This window comes from Bacteroides sp. AM16-13, assembly GCF_003602705.1.
Classification (GTDB): Bacteria; Bacteroidota; Bacteroidia; order Bacteroidales; family Bacteroidaceae; genus Bacteroides; species Bacteroides xylanisolvens.
This window is the reverse complement of record NZ_QTLK01000003.1, coordinates 180,373-195,368: the sequence shown is the minus strand read 5'-3', so window position 1 is coordinate 195,368 and position 14,996 is coordinate 180,373. Positions and strand designations below refer to the sequence as shown.

Genomic DNA, 14,996 nt, shown 5'->3' with positions numbered 1-14,996 from the left:
TTTTTTTTGGTACAGCCAACTAGGTACTAGTAAATGTTAATCATTAACTTTTATACTTTAGGATATTCTATTGAAAAGGAGAAAAATAATAGAAAATTAAGAGTTAAAATCATAGTAATGAGAACTATGAATTTAACTCTTAATTATAGAAGGGTTTTATCTAATCTTTTTTTAGAATTCTACCTTCGGAGCCTTTTCACTTCCTTCCTCTGCTTCAAAATATGCTTTCTTATCGAAGCCGAACATTCCTGCAAAGATATTCTTCGGGAAACGGCGGATATTGGTATTATAAGCCTGGGCAGCATCATTGAAGTTTTTGCGTGCTACATTGATACGGTTTTCGGTTCCTTCCAGTTGAGCTTGAAGTTCCAGGAAGTTCTGGTTAGCTTTCAGGTCCGGATAATTCTCGGTGATAGCTAATAACTTGCCCAATGCTGATGTTACAGCACCTTGTGCCTTTTGGTATTGCGCCAGCTTTTCCGGTGTCAGGTCGGCAGCATCTACTTTGATTTGAGTAGCTTGGCTACGTGCGGCAACAACTCCTTCCAAGGTTTCCTTTTCATGTGTTGCATATCCTTTCACTGTGTTTACCAAGTTAGGAATCAGGTCGGCACGACGTTGATATTGAGTTTCTACATTTGCCCATTGACCACTTACATTCTCGTCCATAGTAACCAGACCGTTATATACACTTACTGCCCATATAACAAGGATAGCCACAACGGCTAAGATGATAATAATTGACTTCTTCATGTTTCTAATTATTCTATAGTTTTTGTTAATTTATCAGGGTTTTGACGAACGTCCCAAACTGTCACAATGATTACATCCTTATTAGCATCAACGTAATAAATAAGTTTATAATTAGTGTCTACTACTAATGCTCTGTAACAGAGTGTAACTCTTTCTGAAGTATTTAGAATGTTTCCCGCATTTGGGAAAGTTCTAAGCATCTCTGCTTCTTTGATAAGTTTATTATGTAATTTAGCAGCTATACGTTCGTTTTTTGTATATTGTAATGTTTGTAAATAAACTAATTCTAGCGTTTGCAAAGCTGATTGAGTCCAAACAATATTTGTCATTTCATATAATATTTGAGAACATCCTCATGTGAAACAATCCTTCCTGCCTTGACATCTTCCATACCTCTGTTGATTGCGATCTCTAATTCTTCTTGAGTATGTGGTAATAACCATGATTTTTGTTCCAATTCGTGGGAGAATCGAAGCATTTCTTTGAGCTGATTTTCTTCCATTAACATAACTCGTTCCATAATTTTCTGTCTCATGGTGATGGTGTCCATACCGTAAGAACCAGTTGGCTCATGGACAACTTTTTCTTGTTCTTTTTTTTCTTGATATTCTTTATTCTCTTTCATTTTCTTCTGTCTTAGTCATTAGGTAAAGTTACTAATTTATTTCGAAACTAGGGCATTGGATAACATTTATTTTAGAAACGAGAACCGGCACCACCGCCTCCGCCCATTCCTCCGCCAAAGCTGCCTCCACCGAAACCGCCTCCGCCTCCGAAACTGCCTCCGCCAAAACCACCAATGAACGGACCGCCTCCGCCACCGCCCCGGTGATGGTAATCATTGTCATAACTTTGCTGGCGGCGTATGATGGTATGTCCACAGTTTCTACATGTATAGGTGACATCTTCGGTCTTCACTCCATTAATCCGGGATACGACTCTGCTTCCGCTTCTCTGCAATTGATGTTTACCACAATTCGGACAGCGACTTTGTTTGCGTGCCGAAAAGAAAGCAAGACCTCCGCCAATGGTGATAAAACAAAGAATAGCAAGAATAAAATCAAAAGAACCACCGCTGTTAGAATCGGAGAGAGCATCATTTTCCATCGAACCGTCGAGCCGCTGGCAAGTCGCTTTTAGACCAGCCACCATTCCTGCATCCCAATTCCCATCTTTGAGGTAAGGAATCATATATCTTGTTTGAATCCTTTTGCAGATAGCATCAGGAAGTACTCCTTCCAGACCATAACCGGTATAGAACTGTATACAGCGTTGATCGGTGACTAATAAAATGACCAATCCATTGTTTTTGCCTTTTTTTCCTACACCCCATTTATTAAGCAGCTGATGACAGAAGTCGAAACAATCTTCTTCTCCAATTGAGGGAACTACGGCAACCACTGTTTCAATTCCTGTTTGTTGTTCCAAGGCATAAAGCATGGAGTCTATACTGTCACAAGCAGCCTGTGAAAGTATTCCTGCCGGGTTGCAAACATATTGCATTTTGTTTTGCAGGTGAACTTTCGGAAGGTTGTCTACCGTATATACTTTCTCTTGAGCTTGTAGTGGGAACAGAAGAAAAGTTGCTAGTATAAAAGTTAATATTGATTTCATAACGCTTGTTTTATCTTTGCAAATATAGAAACTTTTTCTGTTATGAATCTAAAACTCCTTGTTATAATAGGTTTAATGGATGTATCGTCCGACGAATGCACGGACTCGGTCGGTGTACTCCTGTTTATTCTCTTGGTATGAAACGGCATGAGCGGCTCCCGGCACAATCCATAGTTCCTTGGGCTCCGGTTTGGCTTCGTAAAGCGGGTATACCATCCAGGTAGGCACATACGTGTCTTTGTCCCCGTGGATAAATAACATTGGAAGTTGTGATTTGGCTACCTGTTTCAGTGAAGAAGCTTCTTTGAAATTCCATCCATATTTCTTTTCGCAAAGCCAGCTTGTGGTGTACATGAGTGGAAAAGGAGGAAGATGGAAACTTGTTTTCAACTCGTGTGAGAATTCATCCCATACACTGGTGTAACCGCAATCTTCTACAAAGCATTTGACAAATGGCTTTTGTTCCTCACCAGATACCATCATGGTGGTGGCACCTCCCATTGAAATTCCGTGTACAACCATTTGCGTGCTGTCTCCAAAGATTTCATTGGCGATGTTCATCCATTGCAATACATCTAGACGGTCTTTCCAGCCCATTTGAATGGCAGGGCCTTCACTTTCTCCCTGATGTTGCAGGTCAGGAAGTAATATATTATATCCTAAATCACGATTATACAGATAACCGATCATAAACATGCGGATAGCATTATCCGTATACCCGTGTACAATGACTGCGGTCTTGCTGGTAGGTTGGGGAGCAGCCACATAATACGCATGTAGTTGTATGCCGTGTGGGTTTATGATAAAAGTGTCTTTCAGTGCATCCACTTGTCTCAGGCTATCCACCCATGGACGCAAAAAAGGGTAGTTTTTATACATGAAAGGATAAGAGTCAGCATCTTTAGACAAAATTTTGGCATTCGGAGTCAATGAGAAGTTTAACATATAAAAACTTCCTCCGATAGTGCAGCCGGTCAATGCCAGCATGATAATAATGATGCTATATACTACTTTTCTCCTCATAAAAACTTCTTTTAACCCTTATTTATGCCATATCTCCCAGGCGGCAAATGCCTGAAGCAGGAGCATTTCCAGACCGTTTTTTACAACAGCCCCTTGCGCTTCTCCTTTTTTCATGAACAGCGTAACGTTCGGATTATATAACAAATCGTAGAGCAAATGGTTTGGTGTCAGAAGTTCATAAGGGATATTAGGGCAGAAATCTACCTTAGGAAACATTCCTACGGGAGTGCTATTGACAATGACTGTGTATTCTGCCATAATTTCGGGAGTCAGTTCTTCATAAGTCAGCATATCGTCGGCTTTGTGGGTGCGCGATACGAAGATGCTTTCGATACCTAGATTCTTCAGACCGTGGTAGACAGCTTTGGAAGCTCCGCCGGTACCCAAAATCAACGCTTTCTTGTGATGAGGCTGCAACAAGGGCTGGATGGATTGAGTGAATCCAATGATATCGGAGTTGTAACCCACCAACTTGACTTTTCCTTTTGGCTGGCGAATGATTTTAATCACATTGACTGCGCCTATCTTTGCGGTGTCACGATCGAGTTCATCCAGAAAAGGAATCACTTGTTCTTTGTAAGGGATGGTGACATTGAGCCCGCACAGGTTGGGATTCTCTTCGATCACTTCCATGAAGTTATTGATACTGGGAATCTCAAAATTCACATACTCTGCATTGATTCCTTCGGATTTGAACTTCTCATTAAAGTATCCGATAGAAAATGAATGTCGCAGAGGATAGCCGATTAAACCATATTTTTCCATAATATAATAAGGGTTAAATTAATCATTCACAATGAATTGCTATTTTGTTGCGGTATAAAGCGTGCAGATGCCAAAGGTCAGCCGTTTGAAGTTGACTTCGCTAAATCCGGCTCGGGCGATGACTCCTTTCATCACTTCCCCTTGAGGAAATACTTTGATGGTATCCGGCAGATAGCGGTAGGCACTGTTATCTTTGGAGAGCAGTTTGCCCAATAATGGAATGACGACTTTTGAGTAGATGGAAAACAATTGTTTCATCGGGAAACGATCCGGAGTGGTAAGTTCCAGAATCACAAGATGACCGCCCGGTTTCAATACACGGCACATTTCGGAGAGTCCTTTGTCGAGGTCTTCGAAATTGCGGATACCGAAAGCTACGGTGATGGCGTCAAAATCATTGTCGGCAAAAGAGAGTGAAGTACAGTCCTCCCGGGCAAAAGAGATTTTGTCCGACAGTCCTTCCTTTTTTACTTTTTCACGTCCCACATTCATCATGCCTTCCGAGATGTCCGTCCCGATCAGTTCGGCAGGTTGCAGTTTACGACAGGCGAGGATAGCAAAATCTCCTGTGCCGGTAGCTACATCCATCATACGCTGCGGTTGGAAAGGGCGTAACCAGGCAATCGCTTTTTTGCGCCAGCTGCGGTCGATACCTAGAGATAAGGTATGGTTCAGCTTATCGTATGCATGCGCGATGTTGTCGAACATTCGTTCCACTTGCTCGGTCTTTTTTCCTTCTTCGTCGTAAGGCTTGATATGTTGTTGTGGGTAGTCCATTCTTTTTAATTGATAGTTGATAAATGATAGTTGGAAGATGATAGTTGATAAATGATAGTTGGCGGATAATAATTAAGGTTGAAGTTATATGCGATGAATTGCATACGAACTGTCATTCATTATCTGTCAACTATCATTTATTATCTGTCATTTGTTGACTATCAACGATTCAAGAACGTTTCAACGTTTTTGAATATACGTTCAGCGATGTTGGTGGTATCTTCTTTCACAAACTTCTCACCGGTGATGTTTTCGAACAATTCGATGTAACGGTCACTGATGCTTTGTACGATAGCCGGAGTCATTTCAGGCACTTTCTGACCGTCTTTGCCCTGAAAACCGTTTTCCATCAACCATTCGCGAACGAACTCTTTAGAAAGTTGTTTCTGGGGTTCGCCTTTTTCGAAACGTTCCTGGTAACCTTCAGCATAGAAATAACGGCTTGAATCTGGAGTGTGGATTTCGTCCATCAGGTAGATAGTACCGTTGTGCTTGCCGAATTCGTATTTTGTATCTACGAGAATCAGTCCGCGTTCTGCTGCGATTTCAGTACCGCGTTTGAAAAGGGCTAATGTATATTTTTCGAGGATTTCATACTCTTCCGGAGTAGCCAATCCCTGTTTCAGGATTTCTTCTTTAGAGATGTCTTCGTCGTGCAATCCCATTTCTGCTTTCGTAGTCGGAGTGACGATCGGTTCGGGGAATTTTTGGTTTTCGCGCATTCCGTCCGGCAATTTTACGCCGCAAATCTCGCGTACACCGCTTTTGTAAGCCCGCCATGCGCTACCGCACAGGTAACCACGTACAATCATTTCCACCGGAAAACCTTCACACAACACACCCACTGTTACCATTGGGTCCGGAGTAGCCAGTTTCCAGTTCGGACAGATGTCAGTAGTGGCATCGAGGAATTTAGCTGCAATCTGGTTCAGCATTTGTCCTTTGTAAGGAATACCTTCAGGTAGTACTACGTCAAAGGCCGAAATACGGTCGGTTGCTACCATGACGAGTTTTTCGCCGTTGATGTTGTACACATCGCGCACTTTTCCGTGGTACACACTTTTCTGTCCCGGAAAGTTGAAATCTGTTTTTGTTAATGCTTTCATAATGATATATATATTAAAATTTCGCTTCTTTATCGAACTTTTCGTAAGCATCCACGATACGTTCCACCAGTTTATGGCGTACAATATCTTTCTTATTCAGTTCAACAAAACTGATCCCTTTCACTCCCTTCAAGATGCGGAGGGCTTGCACCAATCCTGACGTTTGTGAAGCGGGAAGGTCAATCTGTGTCATGTCTCCCGTCACAATCATCTTGGTGTTCATACCCATACGGGTGAGGAACATTTTGATTTGTTGTGCGGTAGTATTCTGGGCTTCGTCCAATATGACGACTGCATCATTCAGCGTACGTCCGCGCATAAAGGCTAACGGGGCAATCTGGATAATGTTCAATTCCATGTATTCCTTTAACTTGGCGGCAGGTATCATATCCTGCAAGGCGTCATATAAAGGTTGCAGGTATGGATCGATCTTATCTTTCATGTCGCCGGGCAGGAAACCGAGCTTTTCTCCGGCTTCTACGGCGGGGCGGCTAAGAATGATTTTTTTGATTTCTTTGTTTTTCAATGCACGCACGGCAAGGGCAATAGCGGTGTATGTTTTTCCCGAACCTGCCGGACCGATGGCGAATACCATATCATTCTTGGCGAATCCTTCTACCAGTTTCAACTGGTTTTCGCTTCGGGGGATGATAGGCTTGCCCGTGACGCTGAACACAATCACGTTTCCTGTCTGTTCCGCTTGCGGAGCATTTCCTTTTATAATGTCAATGATGACTTCTTCTTTCAGTGAATTATATTCGGCGCAGTACTTTTCAAGTTTGGTGATATTTTCCTCGAAGGCACACATTTCCTCCTCGTCGCCCAGCACTTTGATGACATTGCCTCGGGCAACTATGCGTAGCTTTGGATATAAAGCTTTAATTAACTGTATGTTGGCGTTGTTTACACCGTAAAAAATAACCGGATCAATGTCCTCAAGAACAATCAGCTTCTCTATCATTAAGTTGTATTAAAGAAAAATTTCTGCAAATTTAATCAAACGTTTTGGATTCTCTGATTGTTTGGAGGTGAATTTTATTGCATTTTATACTCATCTCCCGATTATCGGGCGGTGATATGGAAACATCCTTGCTTCAATTCATATTTGATGTAGCATTTTTCAGCTTGTCGCAGGTCTCTTAAAACCTCGGACAAGACAAGTTTCAGTGTATCGGCACTTACATCCTGTAACGGTCTTCCATCCTTGTCTTCTACCTTTTTGAAACGTTTCCAACTGACATCAAAGGTGGCTCCAAAGCAGTGTGCCGAGTTGGCGGAAGCATTTCCGTTGCGACGGCGGAGGCGTTTCACATCGTTTTCGGTACGCAGTACGGAAGTAATAATTACCTGGTTGGGGTTTAGACCTTTGGCTGCCAATGAATCGAGGAAATTGGAACCGATTGTATCGAGCAGTGCACTGGCACGCGGTACGAGATAGGGGATAGAGTGTGTCAGTGAATCTACTACATAAAACTCATTGTCGGTAATATGAGTTAGCTTTTCTTTCATATCTTCTGCTGCTTCCCGGTCTGCCAATGGACGGATACCTATCTTTTTGGCTACTTCCAGATGTGCGTCATTCAAATCAGGGAAAGAACGTTTATAGCTGACGACGCCACGAATATTGCGTGGCTCATTCAGTTTCAGCGACATGTCTTTCTTTTTGCAGCCCGAAGTAAGCGTTGTAAGCCCAATAACTAGTAAAAATAGCGGTAATATGCGAAGCTTATAAATAGTCATTTTATATTTTTTGCTCGCAAATATACGCTATTTTTTCATACGTTCCATGCTTTGCATTATTTTCAATTCCATACTTTTGAGGTTATTCCAAAATATTCTCTGGTATTTCAGGATAGGTATTTAATATACCTATTATGGTATAATCTGTATTGTCAATTGTTGTTTTTAGTGTGGGTACTATTGTATGTTCGCTTCTGGTAAGAGCTTTTTCTACAAGTTCTTTCCAATCTACACCTAGAAATCTTGATATAAGATTTAGGACAGCATTTGCACTCGTAACCCCATCGTATAGCTCAAATCTTAATTTGTGAGGGGTGGGGGGAACTGATGCATCCGTGAAATTTTCTTGTTCGTCAGATGTATAATTTAATGTTAAATAAGGTATGGCGTATGTAGGAGACGAGTTGCCGGAACCGCTTTCTAACTTGGTGAAAAAGTCGTATGTTCCTTTTGCTATTGGAGTGTGAGATAGTTCGTCTCTAAACTCAATATAACGGAAAAAATAGCATTCTTTAGCTTCATTGTTAATCAGATAAACTACAGTGCCATTGGAAAGTGCCGGATGATTACTTTTTTCTATAGCGTACGCCAAATAGCTGTCTGTTATTTTAATTCTTAAATCAACTGTTTCGTTGGTGATATTATCTTTTACTTTCACCTTTGTTTCTCCTTTCTTTTTTGGGGTGACCCTTAAGCTTCCCATTCCTATCGAACTGGACAAATCTACATCTATATTTAAAATGTCAGTTTTTTCTACAGTTACGGTGTAGTCCCTGTTTCCACCTGTGATGGTGATATTGGCTGTTCCTAACAAAGGTCGTTCGTAATACTCTTTTTCGAAGGATAAAGAATATATCTTTTTTTCATCGTTATTTCCACAGCTAAAAAAGATAATTGTATAGAGAAATGACAGTAGTGCTCCAGGTAAATGTTTTGTCTTCATGATTATTCTGTTTTATAGTTTTGCAGGAGAGATATAGTTTTATAAGTTCCTGTATTGATGTTGGAGGCAAATATAAAGATTTTATCAATGTGTTGAAGTAAATAGTGTATTTATTTCTTGTCCTCCAGCTATTTTCATACATTTGTAGCGGTTTATAAAAATAGGCCACTTTTCCACTAAACATAACACACATGAAAACAGATTTCGATTACAATTCTATGCCCGTTAGCTTCGCTCATTGCTTGAATGGACATTGTTTGCGTGCGGACAAATGTCTGCGACGACAAGTAACTCTCCGAATGCCGAAAGAGCGGGCTGCTGTAATGGTTATTAATCCCGAACATGTCACCTCCGATGGTGAAGACTGTACTTACTTTATTGATGAAAAGCCGGTGTTGTTTGCACGGGGAATGAAACATTTGCTGGATCGGGTGCCGCTTGCTGATGCCACCGTTATCAAGCGACAGATGATAGCCTACTTCGGCAAAACGATCTATTATCGTTGTTGCAATAAAGAACGGTTGATTAAACCAAAGGAACAAAAGTATATACAAGAACTTTTTCGAAAGAGGGGAGTTACAGAAACGCCTCAATATGATGAATATATCGAATACTATGATCTTGGGTAAGTATATCCGTTAGTTCCGGTAATCCCATATATTGTGGGAAAGTATTCTCTTATATTATGGGAATTTATTCCCTCAAAATGAGGGAATAAATTCTCTCCAGCTAGGGAATCTTTTCCCACAATATGTGGGACTACCGGGGGCTGTAATACCCTGATAATAGTTGGCTGCCTTTTTTTTATCTTCGGGTTGGGTTGACATTTATTATGTAGGTATTATATAGCAGTTCCGGTATGAGAAATGCATGATGAAAGTATGAGAAATACCGGTTTTTTATGACATTTCAGGCAAAATACTATGAGAAACACCTTTTTAAAAAGTATTTCTCATAGTGCTATTGCTTTGAATTACAGATAATTATCATGTGAAGTATGAGAACATGAGAAATGATTTCACGAAATCATTTCTAGTGCGTATTAGATTACTGCATCTTTCAGCCATTTTCCGAAAAAACGGTCATAGACAATATACCCATCTGGTGTATTATATATCAGTTCTTTATTCAGTAAGGATTTTAGTGCCACGTTAACGCTGCTGGGCGTTTTTAAATGATGCTTTTTGATGAAGTCATTGGCATTTATGCTTTTTATACAGCCTTCTGTGGCAATAGCTTTCAATAAATCTACTTGATTGTTGGTTAGTAGAGTCAGGTTACTTTGATATATGGTTTCCTGTTCATCTAAAATGTCGTTTATACATCTATCTACCAGTCGGTTATCAATGGGGTTGATTTTCTTTTCATACAATCGGTTGAGTATACTTTGGACGTACCATGTGTGTCCGTTTTCAAGTTGGTACAAATAAGAAAATGTTTCTAGTGTCAACTCTCTTTTTTCCTTAGCAAAGAATGAGTGTGCGAACGAATAATAATTCTCCAGTGGGATTTCCGTTAATACAATGATTTGGGTACTTTGATAAAAAGGACGTTTTGCAGAAGTAAACATTTCTTCCATTACATGCTTTTTACTTCCGGAAAAGATAAAATGTACATTGGGCATGAATTGGATATGAGAGCGGAGCAATGCTTCTACACCTTTTTCCGGATATTCTGTAATTTGTTGGAATTCATCAATGGCAAGATAACACTGTTTCTTTGAGGCTACCATATAATTGAGTATTTCTTTCAATGTTTGTTCAGCGTGGGTAGGAGCAAAGTCTAATGTTACGGTAGGCATACCACTTCTTTCGTCAGCGCTGATAATAGGACGGCAAGATTTGAAGAAAGCAGTCATTTGCCGGAGTATGTTTTGGGACAGAGTATCTAATTCTCCAAGTACATTTTGAGCAAGTAACTGGATGAATGCTTTTAAATCACGTGTGGAGTAAATGTCCATATAAAAATAGGCAGCATTCGGATTATTTTCCCGCTTCATTCGATAGAATACATTTTTGATGAGTCCCGTCTTTCCCATGCGTCGGGGGGATATTAAGGTCAGGTTACGTTCATTTAGTAAAGCTGAAATCATTTTATCAGTTTCTTTCTCCCGATCGCAAAAGTATTCGGGACTGTTGTAACCGTATACAAGGAATGGATTGTATGGCTTCATGACTTATTACATATTTTACGTTACATATTTTATGTAACACAAAGAACGTAATAAATCTGGAATATTCAAAGATTTATTTGAATTATATAAAAAACAAACGCTGATGAGAACAAGCGATCATTCTTTTCTCATCAGCGTATATTATGTCGGATTACAACTATTTCTTATCTTTTTTCTCCATCAGCTTTGGTTGCAGGCTTTTCCTCCGTTTTGCTTTCCGGATTGATAATACCTTTCACTGTTTCACCGATAGGAAGTTTGTCTAATACGCCAAGGCTCGGAGCTACTGTCTTTACTAATGTATTCAGGAAATTACTAGTTCCACCATTTCCTCCGTCGAATACGGTGATATTTCCTAAGTTCATGTGTTCGAATGCCTTCACCTGTTCGCCGGCGATTTCCTTCCACTGGTCTACCATCTTATATTGGATAGCGATAGCCGGATTCGATTCGGCCGCTCTTACCATTGCTTCGAAACCTTCCGCTTCCGCAAGTAATGACCGTTTCTTACCTTCCGCTTCTGCTTCCAGTTTCATTTGGATAGCTTTTGCTTCCGCTTCGGCTTGTGCTAAAGTAGCCTTTGCGCGTGCTTCCGCTTCGCGGGTAATCTTTTCAGCGATGGCATTTGCCTGAAGGATAGCTTCCTGTCTGGCGATTTCTGCAGGAACAATCTTTTCAGCCTTCAATGAAGATTCCACTTTTCGTGCCTTAGCTTCTTCCACTTCTTTTTGCGCAATTTCGCGTGCAGTCTGTACGGCAGCTTCCGATTTCGCGGCAGCTTCACCGGCTTGCTTGTCGGCGTTAGCCTGTGTTACGGCTAGTTCGGAATTTGATAGAGCCACCTCTTTCTGTGCGTCATTTCGTCCGATGGCAGCTTTCTTGGCAGCTTCCGCCTGTTTGATTTCCATATCCGAGTTTAGTTCGGCAACACGGCTTTCCTTTTCAGTATTTGCCTGCTCGATACGGATGTTCTTTTCAGCTTCAGCCTTTGCTACTTGCGATTCTTTTTCCGCGTTGGCGATGGCTACTTGCGAGATTCTGTCCTTATCCGCATTTGCAACAGAGATTTCCTGTTGTTTCTTCGTTTCTGCGATAGCGATATCTTGGTCTTTGCGGGTTTCCGCAACTTTAGTTTCGCGTTCTTTAATCTGATTGGCAATTTTGATAGCACCCAGCTTTTCCTGTTCTTCGATGTTAGCCTGTGCTTCGTTCAGTGCTTTACTTTCAGCTTCCTTACCTAAGTTGACAATGTAGTTGGCAGCGTCGCGAATATCACTGATGTTGATGTTCATCAGATACAAACCGAATTTGCGAAGTTCGGTATCGATGTTATCTTTCACTTTTGCCAGGAACTTATCACGGTCTGAATTTAATTCTTCGATAGTCATATCGGCGATCACCATACGCATCTGACCGTATACAACATCAGTAATTAAGTTCTGCTTGTCATCCATCGTTAATCCCAGCATACGTTCAGCAGCGTTTTGCATCACTTCGGGATCGGTGCTGATAGCTACAGTGATTGTAGTCGGCACATCTACACGAATGTTTTGAGCGGATAATGCGCCGGTCAGTTTACATTCGATCTGCATTGGTTTCATGGACAGGAATTCATATCCCTGAATAATCGGCCATACAAAAGCCGCACCACCATGATATAGCTTTGCCGATTTTTTCTCTCCTCCCGTTTTACCATATACAACGAGGACTTCATCACTCTTACATTTACGGTAACGCGAAAGGATACCAATAAAAGTGAGTAGGATGACTGCCACTAGTATAGCAGCCATGATTAACATTTCTTGTGTCATAAAATTGTGTATTTGAATAATTATTGAATGAATAGTGTTCCGTCTTTGTAACTGGTGATAATCGTTCTGTCGCCAGTCTGATATGCTTTTCCGGATTCGGAGATGACGTCTACTTCGCGCATGGCTCCGTCCCGGGTGGTCTGTACTGTATATTTGCTGTCGCTTTGTTTGAAATAGATCACACATTCCCGTCCCACAAGCTGATCGGTCTGCTCGGTGTGGTTCACTTGTTGCAGTTGATAAGCTTTTTTATAAAGGAACCAGACGGCGAAAACAAAGAAAAGTCCTACCAGAATACCGATGACGTAACTTTGGATTTCCGTGTTTCCCGCCAGATACATGTACCAGCCGAATCCAATTCCGAAATGGGTAAGTCCTTTAAAAGAAACTACGCTACTAATATCAGCATCCACGTCTACATCTGCATCTATGTCTCCGAAAAAGATGGATAATACGAATTGAATAAGAAAGATTCCTGTCGTGACGAGGGCGATGATGAGGAAAATAGTATGGCTCATAGTTATTTTGTATTAATGTAAAGTCTCTAGTTATAATACCTCAAATATACAGGTTTATATGAGATAAACAAAGATAATTCGTAAAAAATAGCTATTTCCTATTCTTGCTTTGCTTTTCGGTATTACAAAAAAACCCCACCCACTCAGCACTACTTTCGCAAGCTGTCTCTGAGTGGGGTGAGGAACACAAACAAAACAAACAATATCTGTGTAAATTTTTCTACTTATCGGTTTCTGTCGCTTGTACTTTTTGCCGCTTTTATGTTGTAGGACAGTCGAGTACAAGCAGAGAGTCTTCACACAACGTTATGGAGCATTTTTCCAAAACGTTGATGTCGATCTCTATTTTTATCCTACCGCAGACATCTTGCACTTTGTGTTTAAAGTCTACAAAACCTTTCACGAACTTCTCTATCCGGTTGGCTGAATGTTCGTATGCATACCAGCGTCCGTTCTCTTCAAACAGATACGCTTGGCGTTTATCTGTTGATTCTAGTTGTAGGATGTCTTTGGGTGTCATAATATGGCGTATTTAAAGGTTATTTTAAGTTGATATTAAAGGTATAATTATTGTTACGGTAAAGAGAATAATCATCACTTGTGCCCGGAGCATTAGCACCTAGTTTGATGGTGTAGGTACATGGGACGGTCTTTTCTGAACCTTCTACTTTGACTGTACGTGTTTCCTTTTTATAGTAGACGTAGTTATAAGTATACCCCCAAAACCAATCACCATCTCTGGTGGTACGATAATAAGTTTTTGTATCATAATCAATAAAACCGCCCTTCTGATTATTGTAGTCTGGATTTTCTTCATACCCACACTGTTGAGCGCCAGCATCACCTTCATTGCATTTTACAATAACATCAATTTCTTTTGTTTCAGCAGTAACTTTATCAGCTTTTACGATGAGTACTGTTTCTTTTCCAATCTCCGGTGTGATATTTTCTCCTGTAAAGTAGTAACAAGTGATTGGTGCTGAACTAGTCACTGTCTCATTTTTAAAAGTCTTATCTTCGGGAAAATCCACATAAACATTTTCTTCACTATCTATCTTCATCGGTGAATAATGACTTTTGATGACTGCGTTTTTTAATTGCAATTGAATATTATGCAATGTGCTTTTACTATCCGCTGCCTTGATTACAATATCCAAACGGGCTGCCATACGTCCTAATGTGATATTAACCGGATGCGAAGTATTTAATGTACCTTGATAGAAACCATACATAAACATTTTGGACGGTAACCCCAATGTAGCATCTGTTGCATTTTGGTTGATAGGCAAGGTCAAAAGTTCTTTCTGTAATAGTTGCAGTGTTTTTGGCCATGAACCCTTGTCGTTACTTGGAGCATAGGCAGTTGAAGGATTATTGCCACTGCCTGTTCCTTCAAGATTGGCAATTAAACAAAGTGTTCCTTGATTACTATCAGCAAGTGTTAATGTAGCAGTATAATTAGTCGCTAATTCTCCTTTATCATTCAGATGAATATATTTTGTATCACTTTCTACCAATCCCCCTTCTTCATTATAGTGCAATAACCATAGATTGTACATCGGGTTTTCTATTTGTAAATCTATCGGGGTGGCAGAGCGGGTTTCTTCTACTGTAAAGTCCGTAGTCTGTAGATTGAGTTGTACAGCGATTTGTCCTTCTCCAAGTTCAATAGCCGGAGTATGGTCAGATAGATTCCATTCCTCTTCGGACGAGCAGGCTGCTAAAAGCAAGCAAGCTATTAAAGTATATATAGAGTTTCGTTTCATGATTTTC

The 14,996-nt window shown here is 40.6% G+C and carries 17 protein-coding genes; 1 reads left to right on the top strand and 16 read right to left on the bottom strand.

Going from position 1 to position 14,996, the window contains the following annotated elements; translation table 11 throughout:
* Nucleotides 1–171: 171 nt before the first annotated feature.
* The 11 genes from DW173_RS03395 to DW173_RS03345 form a co-directional block, all read right to left on the bottom strand.
* On the bottom strand, nucleotides 172–753 hold the full coding sequence (locus tag DW173_RS03395; RefSeq protein WP_004304537.1) for a LemA family protein: 582 nt from the start codon (nucleotides 751–753) through the stop codon (nucleotides 172–174).
* An 8-nt stretch (nucleotides 754–761) separates the two neighbouring features.
* Nucleotides 762–1,082, bottom strand: coding sequence for a type II toxin-antitoxin system RelE/ParE family toxin (locus DW173_RS03390; RefSeq protein WP_008645477.1), 321 nt, complete (start codon nucleotides 1,080–1,082; stop codon nucleotides 762–764).
* Entirely contained in the window at nucleotides 1,079–1,378 is a 300-nt protein-coding gene (locus tag DW173_RS03385) for a hypothetical protein (RefSeq protein ID WP_120143728.1), read from the bottom strand. Before DW173_RS03385 ends, DW173_RS03390 begins: the two co-directional genes overlap by 4 nt.
* Nucleotides 1,379–1,449: 71 nt before the next feature.
* Nucleotides 1,450–2,367, bottom strand: coding sequence for a TPM domain-containing protein (locus DW173_RS03380; protein WP_120143726.1), 918 nt, complete (start codon nucleotides 2,365–2,367; stop codon nucleotides 1,450–1,452).
* Between the two features lie 72 nt (nucleotides 2,368–2,439).
* Nucleotides 2,440–3,390 (bottom strand): alpha/beta hydrolase, encoded by a 951-nt coding sequence (locus DW173_RS03375; RefSeq protein ID WP_008645475.1) that lies wholly within the window; start codon nucleotides 3,388–3,390, stop codon nucleotides 2,440–2,442.
* A gap of 18 nt (nucleotides 3,391–3,408) precedes the next feature.
* Nucleotides 3,409–4,155, bottom strand: a complete 747-nt coding sequence (locus DW173_RS03370) for a shikimate dehydrogenase family protein (RefSeq protein WP_008645474.1) — start codon at nucleotides 4,153–4,155, stop codon at nucleotides 3,409–3,411.
* A 39-nt stretch (nucleotides 4,156–4,194) separates the two neighbouring features.
* Nucleotides 4,195–4,932 (bottom strand): bifunctional demethylmenaquinone methyltransferase/2-methoxy-6-polyprenyl-1,4-benzoquinol methylase UbiE, encoded by a 738-nt coding sequence (ubiE, locus tag DW173_RS03365; protein WP_004315680.1) that lies wholly within the window; start codon nucleotides 4,930–4,932, stop codon nucleotides 4,195–4,197.
* A 161-nt stretch (nucleotides 4,933–5,093) separates the two neighbouring features.
* Entirely contained in the window at nucleotides 5,094–6,038 is a 945-nt protein-coding gene (locus DW173_RS03360; protein WP_117809785.1) for a phosphoribosylaminoimidazolesuccinocarboxamide synthase, read from the bottom strand.
* 13 nt (nucleotides 6,039–6,051) lie between these two features.
* A complete protein-coding gene (locus tag DW173_RS03355; protein ID WP_004315678.1) occupies nucleotides 6,052–6,999 on the bottom strand; it encodes a PhoH family protein in 948 nt (315 codons plus the stop codon).
* Nucleotides 7,000–7,100: 101 nt separating this feature from the next.
* Nucleotides 7,101–7,778: a DUF5715 family protein gene (locus DW173_RS03350; RefSeq protein WP_008020814.1), complete on the bottom strand. Its 678-nt coding sequence runs from the start codon at nucleotides 7,776–7,778 to the stop codon at nucleotides 7,101–7,103.
* 82 nt (nucleotides 7,779–7,860) lie between these two features.
* Complete coding sequence (locus DW173_RS03345) at nucleotides 7,861–8,721, bottom strand: hypothetical protein (RefSeq protein WP_120143724.1); 861 nt, start codon at nucleotides 8,719–8,721, stop codon at nucleotides 7,861–7,863.
* 191 nt (nucleotides 8,722–8,912) lie between these two features.
* Between DW173_RS03345 and DW173_RS03340 the strand changes: the two genes are divergently transcribed.
* Nucleotides 8,913–9,350 carry a DUF6078 family protein gene (locus DW173_RS03340; RefSeq protein WP_008020821.1) on the top strand — a complete coding sequence of 146 codons (438 nt, stop codon included), beginning with the start codon at nucleotides 8,913–8,915 and terminating at the stop codon, nucleotides 9,348–9,350.
* Between the two features lie 413 nt (nucleotides 9,351–9,763).
* On the opposite strand, the gene DW173_RS03335 is transcribed toward DW173_RS03340, so the two are convergent.
* The 5 genes from DW173_RS03335 to DW173_RS03315 form a co-directional block, all read right to left on the bottom strand.
* On the bottom strand, nucleotides 9,764–10,894 hold the full coding sequence (locus DW173_RS03335) for an AAA family ATPase (protein ID WP_049701976.1): 1,131 nt from the start codon (nucleotides 10,892–10,894) through the stop codon (nucleotides 9,764–9,766).
* 164 nt (nucleotides 10,895–11,058) lie between these two features.
* Nucleotides 11,059–12,705, bottom strand: a complete 1,647-nt coding sequence (locus tag DW173_RS03330) for a flotillin family protein (RefSeq protein ID WP_120143722.1) — start codon at nucleotides 12,703–12,705, stop codon at nucleotides 11,059–11,061.
* Between the two features lie 20 nt (nucleotides 12,706–12,725).
* Nucleotides 12,726–13,223, bottom strand: a complete 498-nt coding sequence (locus tag DW173_RS03325) for a hypothetical protein (RefSeq protein ID WP_120143720.1) — start codon at nucleotides 13,221–13,223, stop codon at nucleotides 12,726–12,728.
* Between the two features lie 259 nt (nucleotides 13,224–13,482).
* Complete coding sequence (locus tag DW173_RS03320; RefSeq protein WP_120143718.1) at nucleotides 13,483–13,743, bottom strand: hypothetical protein; 261 nt, start codon at nucleotides 13,741–13,743, stop codon at nucleotides 13,483–13,485.
* Between the two features lie 19 nt (nucleotides 13,744–13,762).
* Nucleotides 13,763–14,989 (bottom strand): DUF4906 domain-containing protein, encoded by a 1,227-nt coding sequence (locus DW173_RS03315; RefSeq protein WP_120143716.1) that lies wholly within the window; start codon nucleotides 14,987–14,989, stop codon nucleotides 13,763–13,765.
* Between the last annotated feature and the right edge of the window lie 7 nt (nucleotides 14,990–14,996).

Coding starts and splice junctions, on each gene's coding strand:
- DW173_RS03325 (WP_120143720.1), bottom strand. CDS start 13,223: ATGAGCCATACTATTTTCCTCATCATCGCCCTCGTCACGACAGGAATC.
- DW173_RS03360 (WP_117809785.1), bottom strand. CDS start 6,038: ATGAAAGCATTAACAAAAACAGATTTCAACTTTCCGGGACAGAAAAGT.
- DW173_RS03390 (WP_008645477.1), bottom strand. CDS start 1,082: ATGACAAATATTGTTTGGACTCAATCAGCTTTGCAAACGCTAGAATTA.
- DW173_RS03350 (WP_008020814.1), bottom strand. CDS start 7,778: ATGACTATTTATAAGCTTCGCATATTACCGCTATTTTTACTAGTTATT.
- DW173_RS03345 (WP_120143724.1), bottom strand. CDS start 8,721: ATGAAGACAAAACATTTACCTGGAGCACTACTGTCATTTCTCTATACA.
- DW173_RS03395 (WP_004304537.1), bottom strand. CDS start 753: ATGAAGAAGTCAATTATTATCATCTTAGCCGTTGTGGCTATCCTTGTT.
- DW173_RS03375 (WP_008645475.1), bottom strand. CDS start 3,390: ATGAGGAGAAAAGTAGTATATAGCATCATTATTATCATGCTGGCATTG.
- DW173_RS03355 (WP_004315678.1), bottom strand. CDS start 6,999: ATGATAGAGAAGCTGATTGTTCTTGAGGACATTGATCCGGTTATTTTT.
- ubiE (WP_004315680.1), bottom strand. CDS start 4,932: ATGGACTACCCACAACAACATATCAAGCCTTACGACGAAGAAGGAAAA.
- DW173_RS03385 (WP_120143728.1), bottom strand. CDS start 1,378: ATGAAAGAGAATAAAGAATATCAAGAAAAAAAAGAACAAGAAAAAGTT.
- DW173_RS03340 (WP_008020821.1), top strand. CDS start 8,913: ATGAAAACAGATTTCGATTACAATTCTATGCCCGTTAGCTTCGCTCAT.
- DW173_RS03370 (WP_008645474.1), bottom strand. CDS start 4,155: ATGGAAAAATATGGTTTAATCGGCTATCCTCTGCGACATTCATTTTCT.
- DW173_RS03380 (WP_120143726.1), bottom strand. CDS start 2,367: ATGAAATCAATATTAACTTTTATACTAGCAACTTTTCTTCTGTTCCCA.
- DW173_RS03320 (WP_120143718.1), bottom strand. CDS start 13,743: ATGACACCCAAAGACATCCTACAACTAGAATCAACAGATAAACGCCAA.
- DW173_RS03315 (WP_120143716.1), bottom strand. CDS start 14,989: ATGAAACGAAACTCTATATATACTTTAATAGCTTGCTTGCTTTTAGCA.
- DW173_RS03330 (WP_120143722.1), bottom strand. CDS start 12,705: ATGACACAAGAAATGTTAATCATGGCTGCTATACTAGTGGCAGTCATC.
- DW173_RS03335 (WP_049701976.1), bottom strand. CDS start 10,894: ATGAAGCCATACAATCCATTCCTTGTATACGGTTACAACAGTCCCGAA.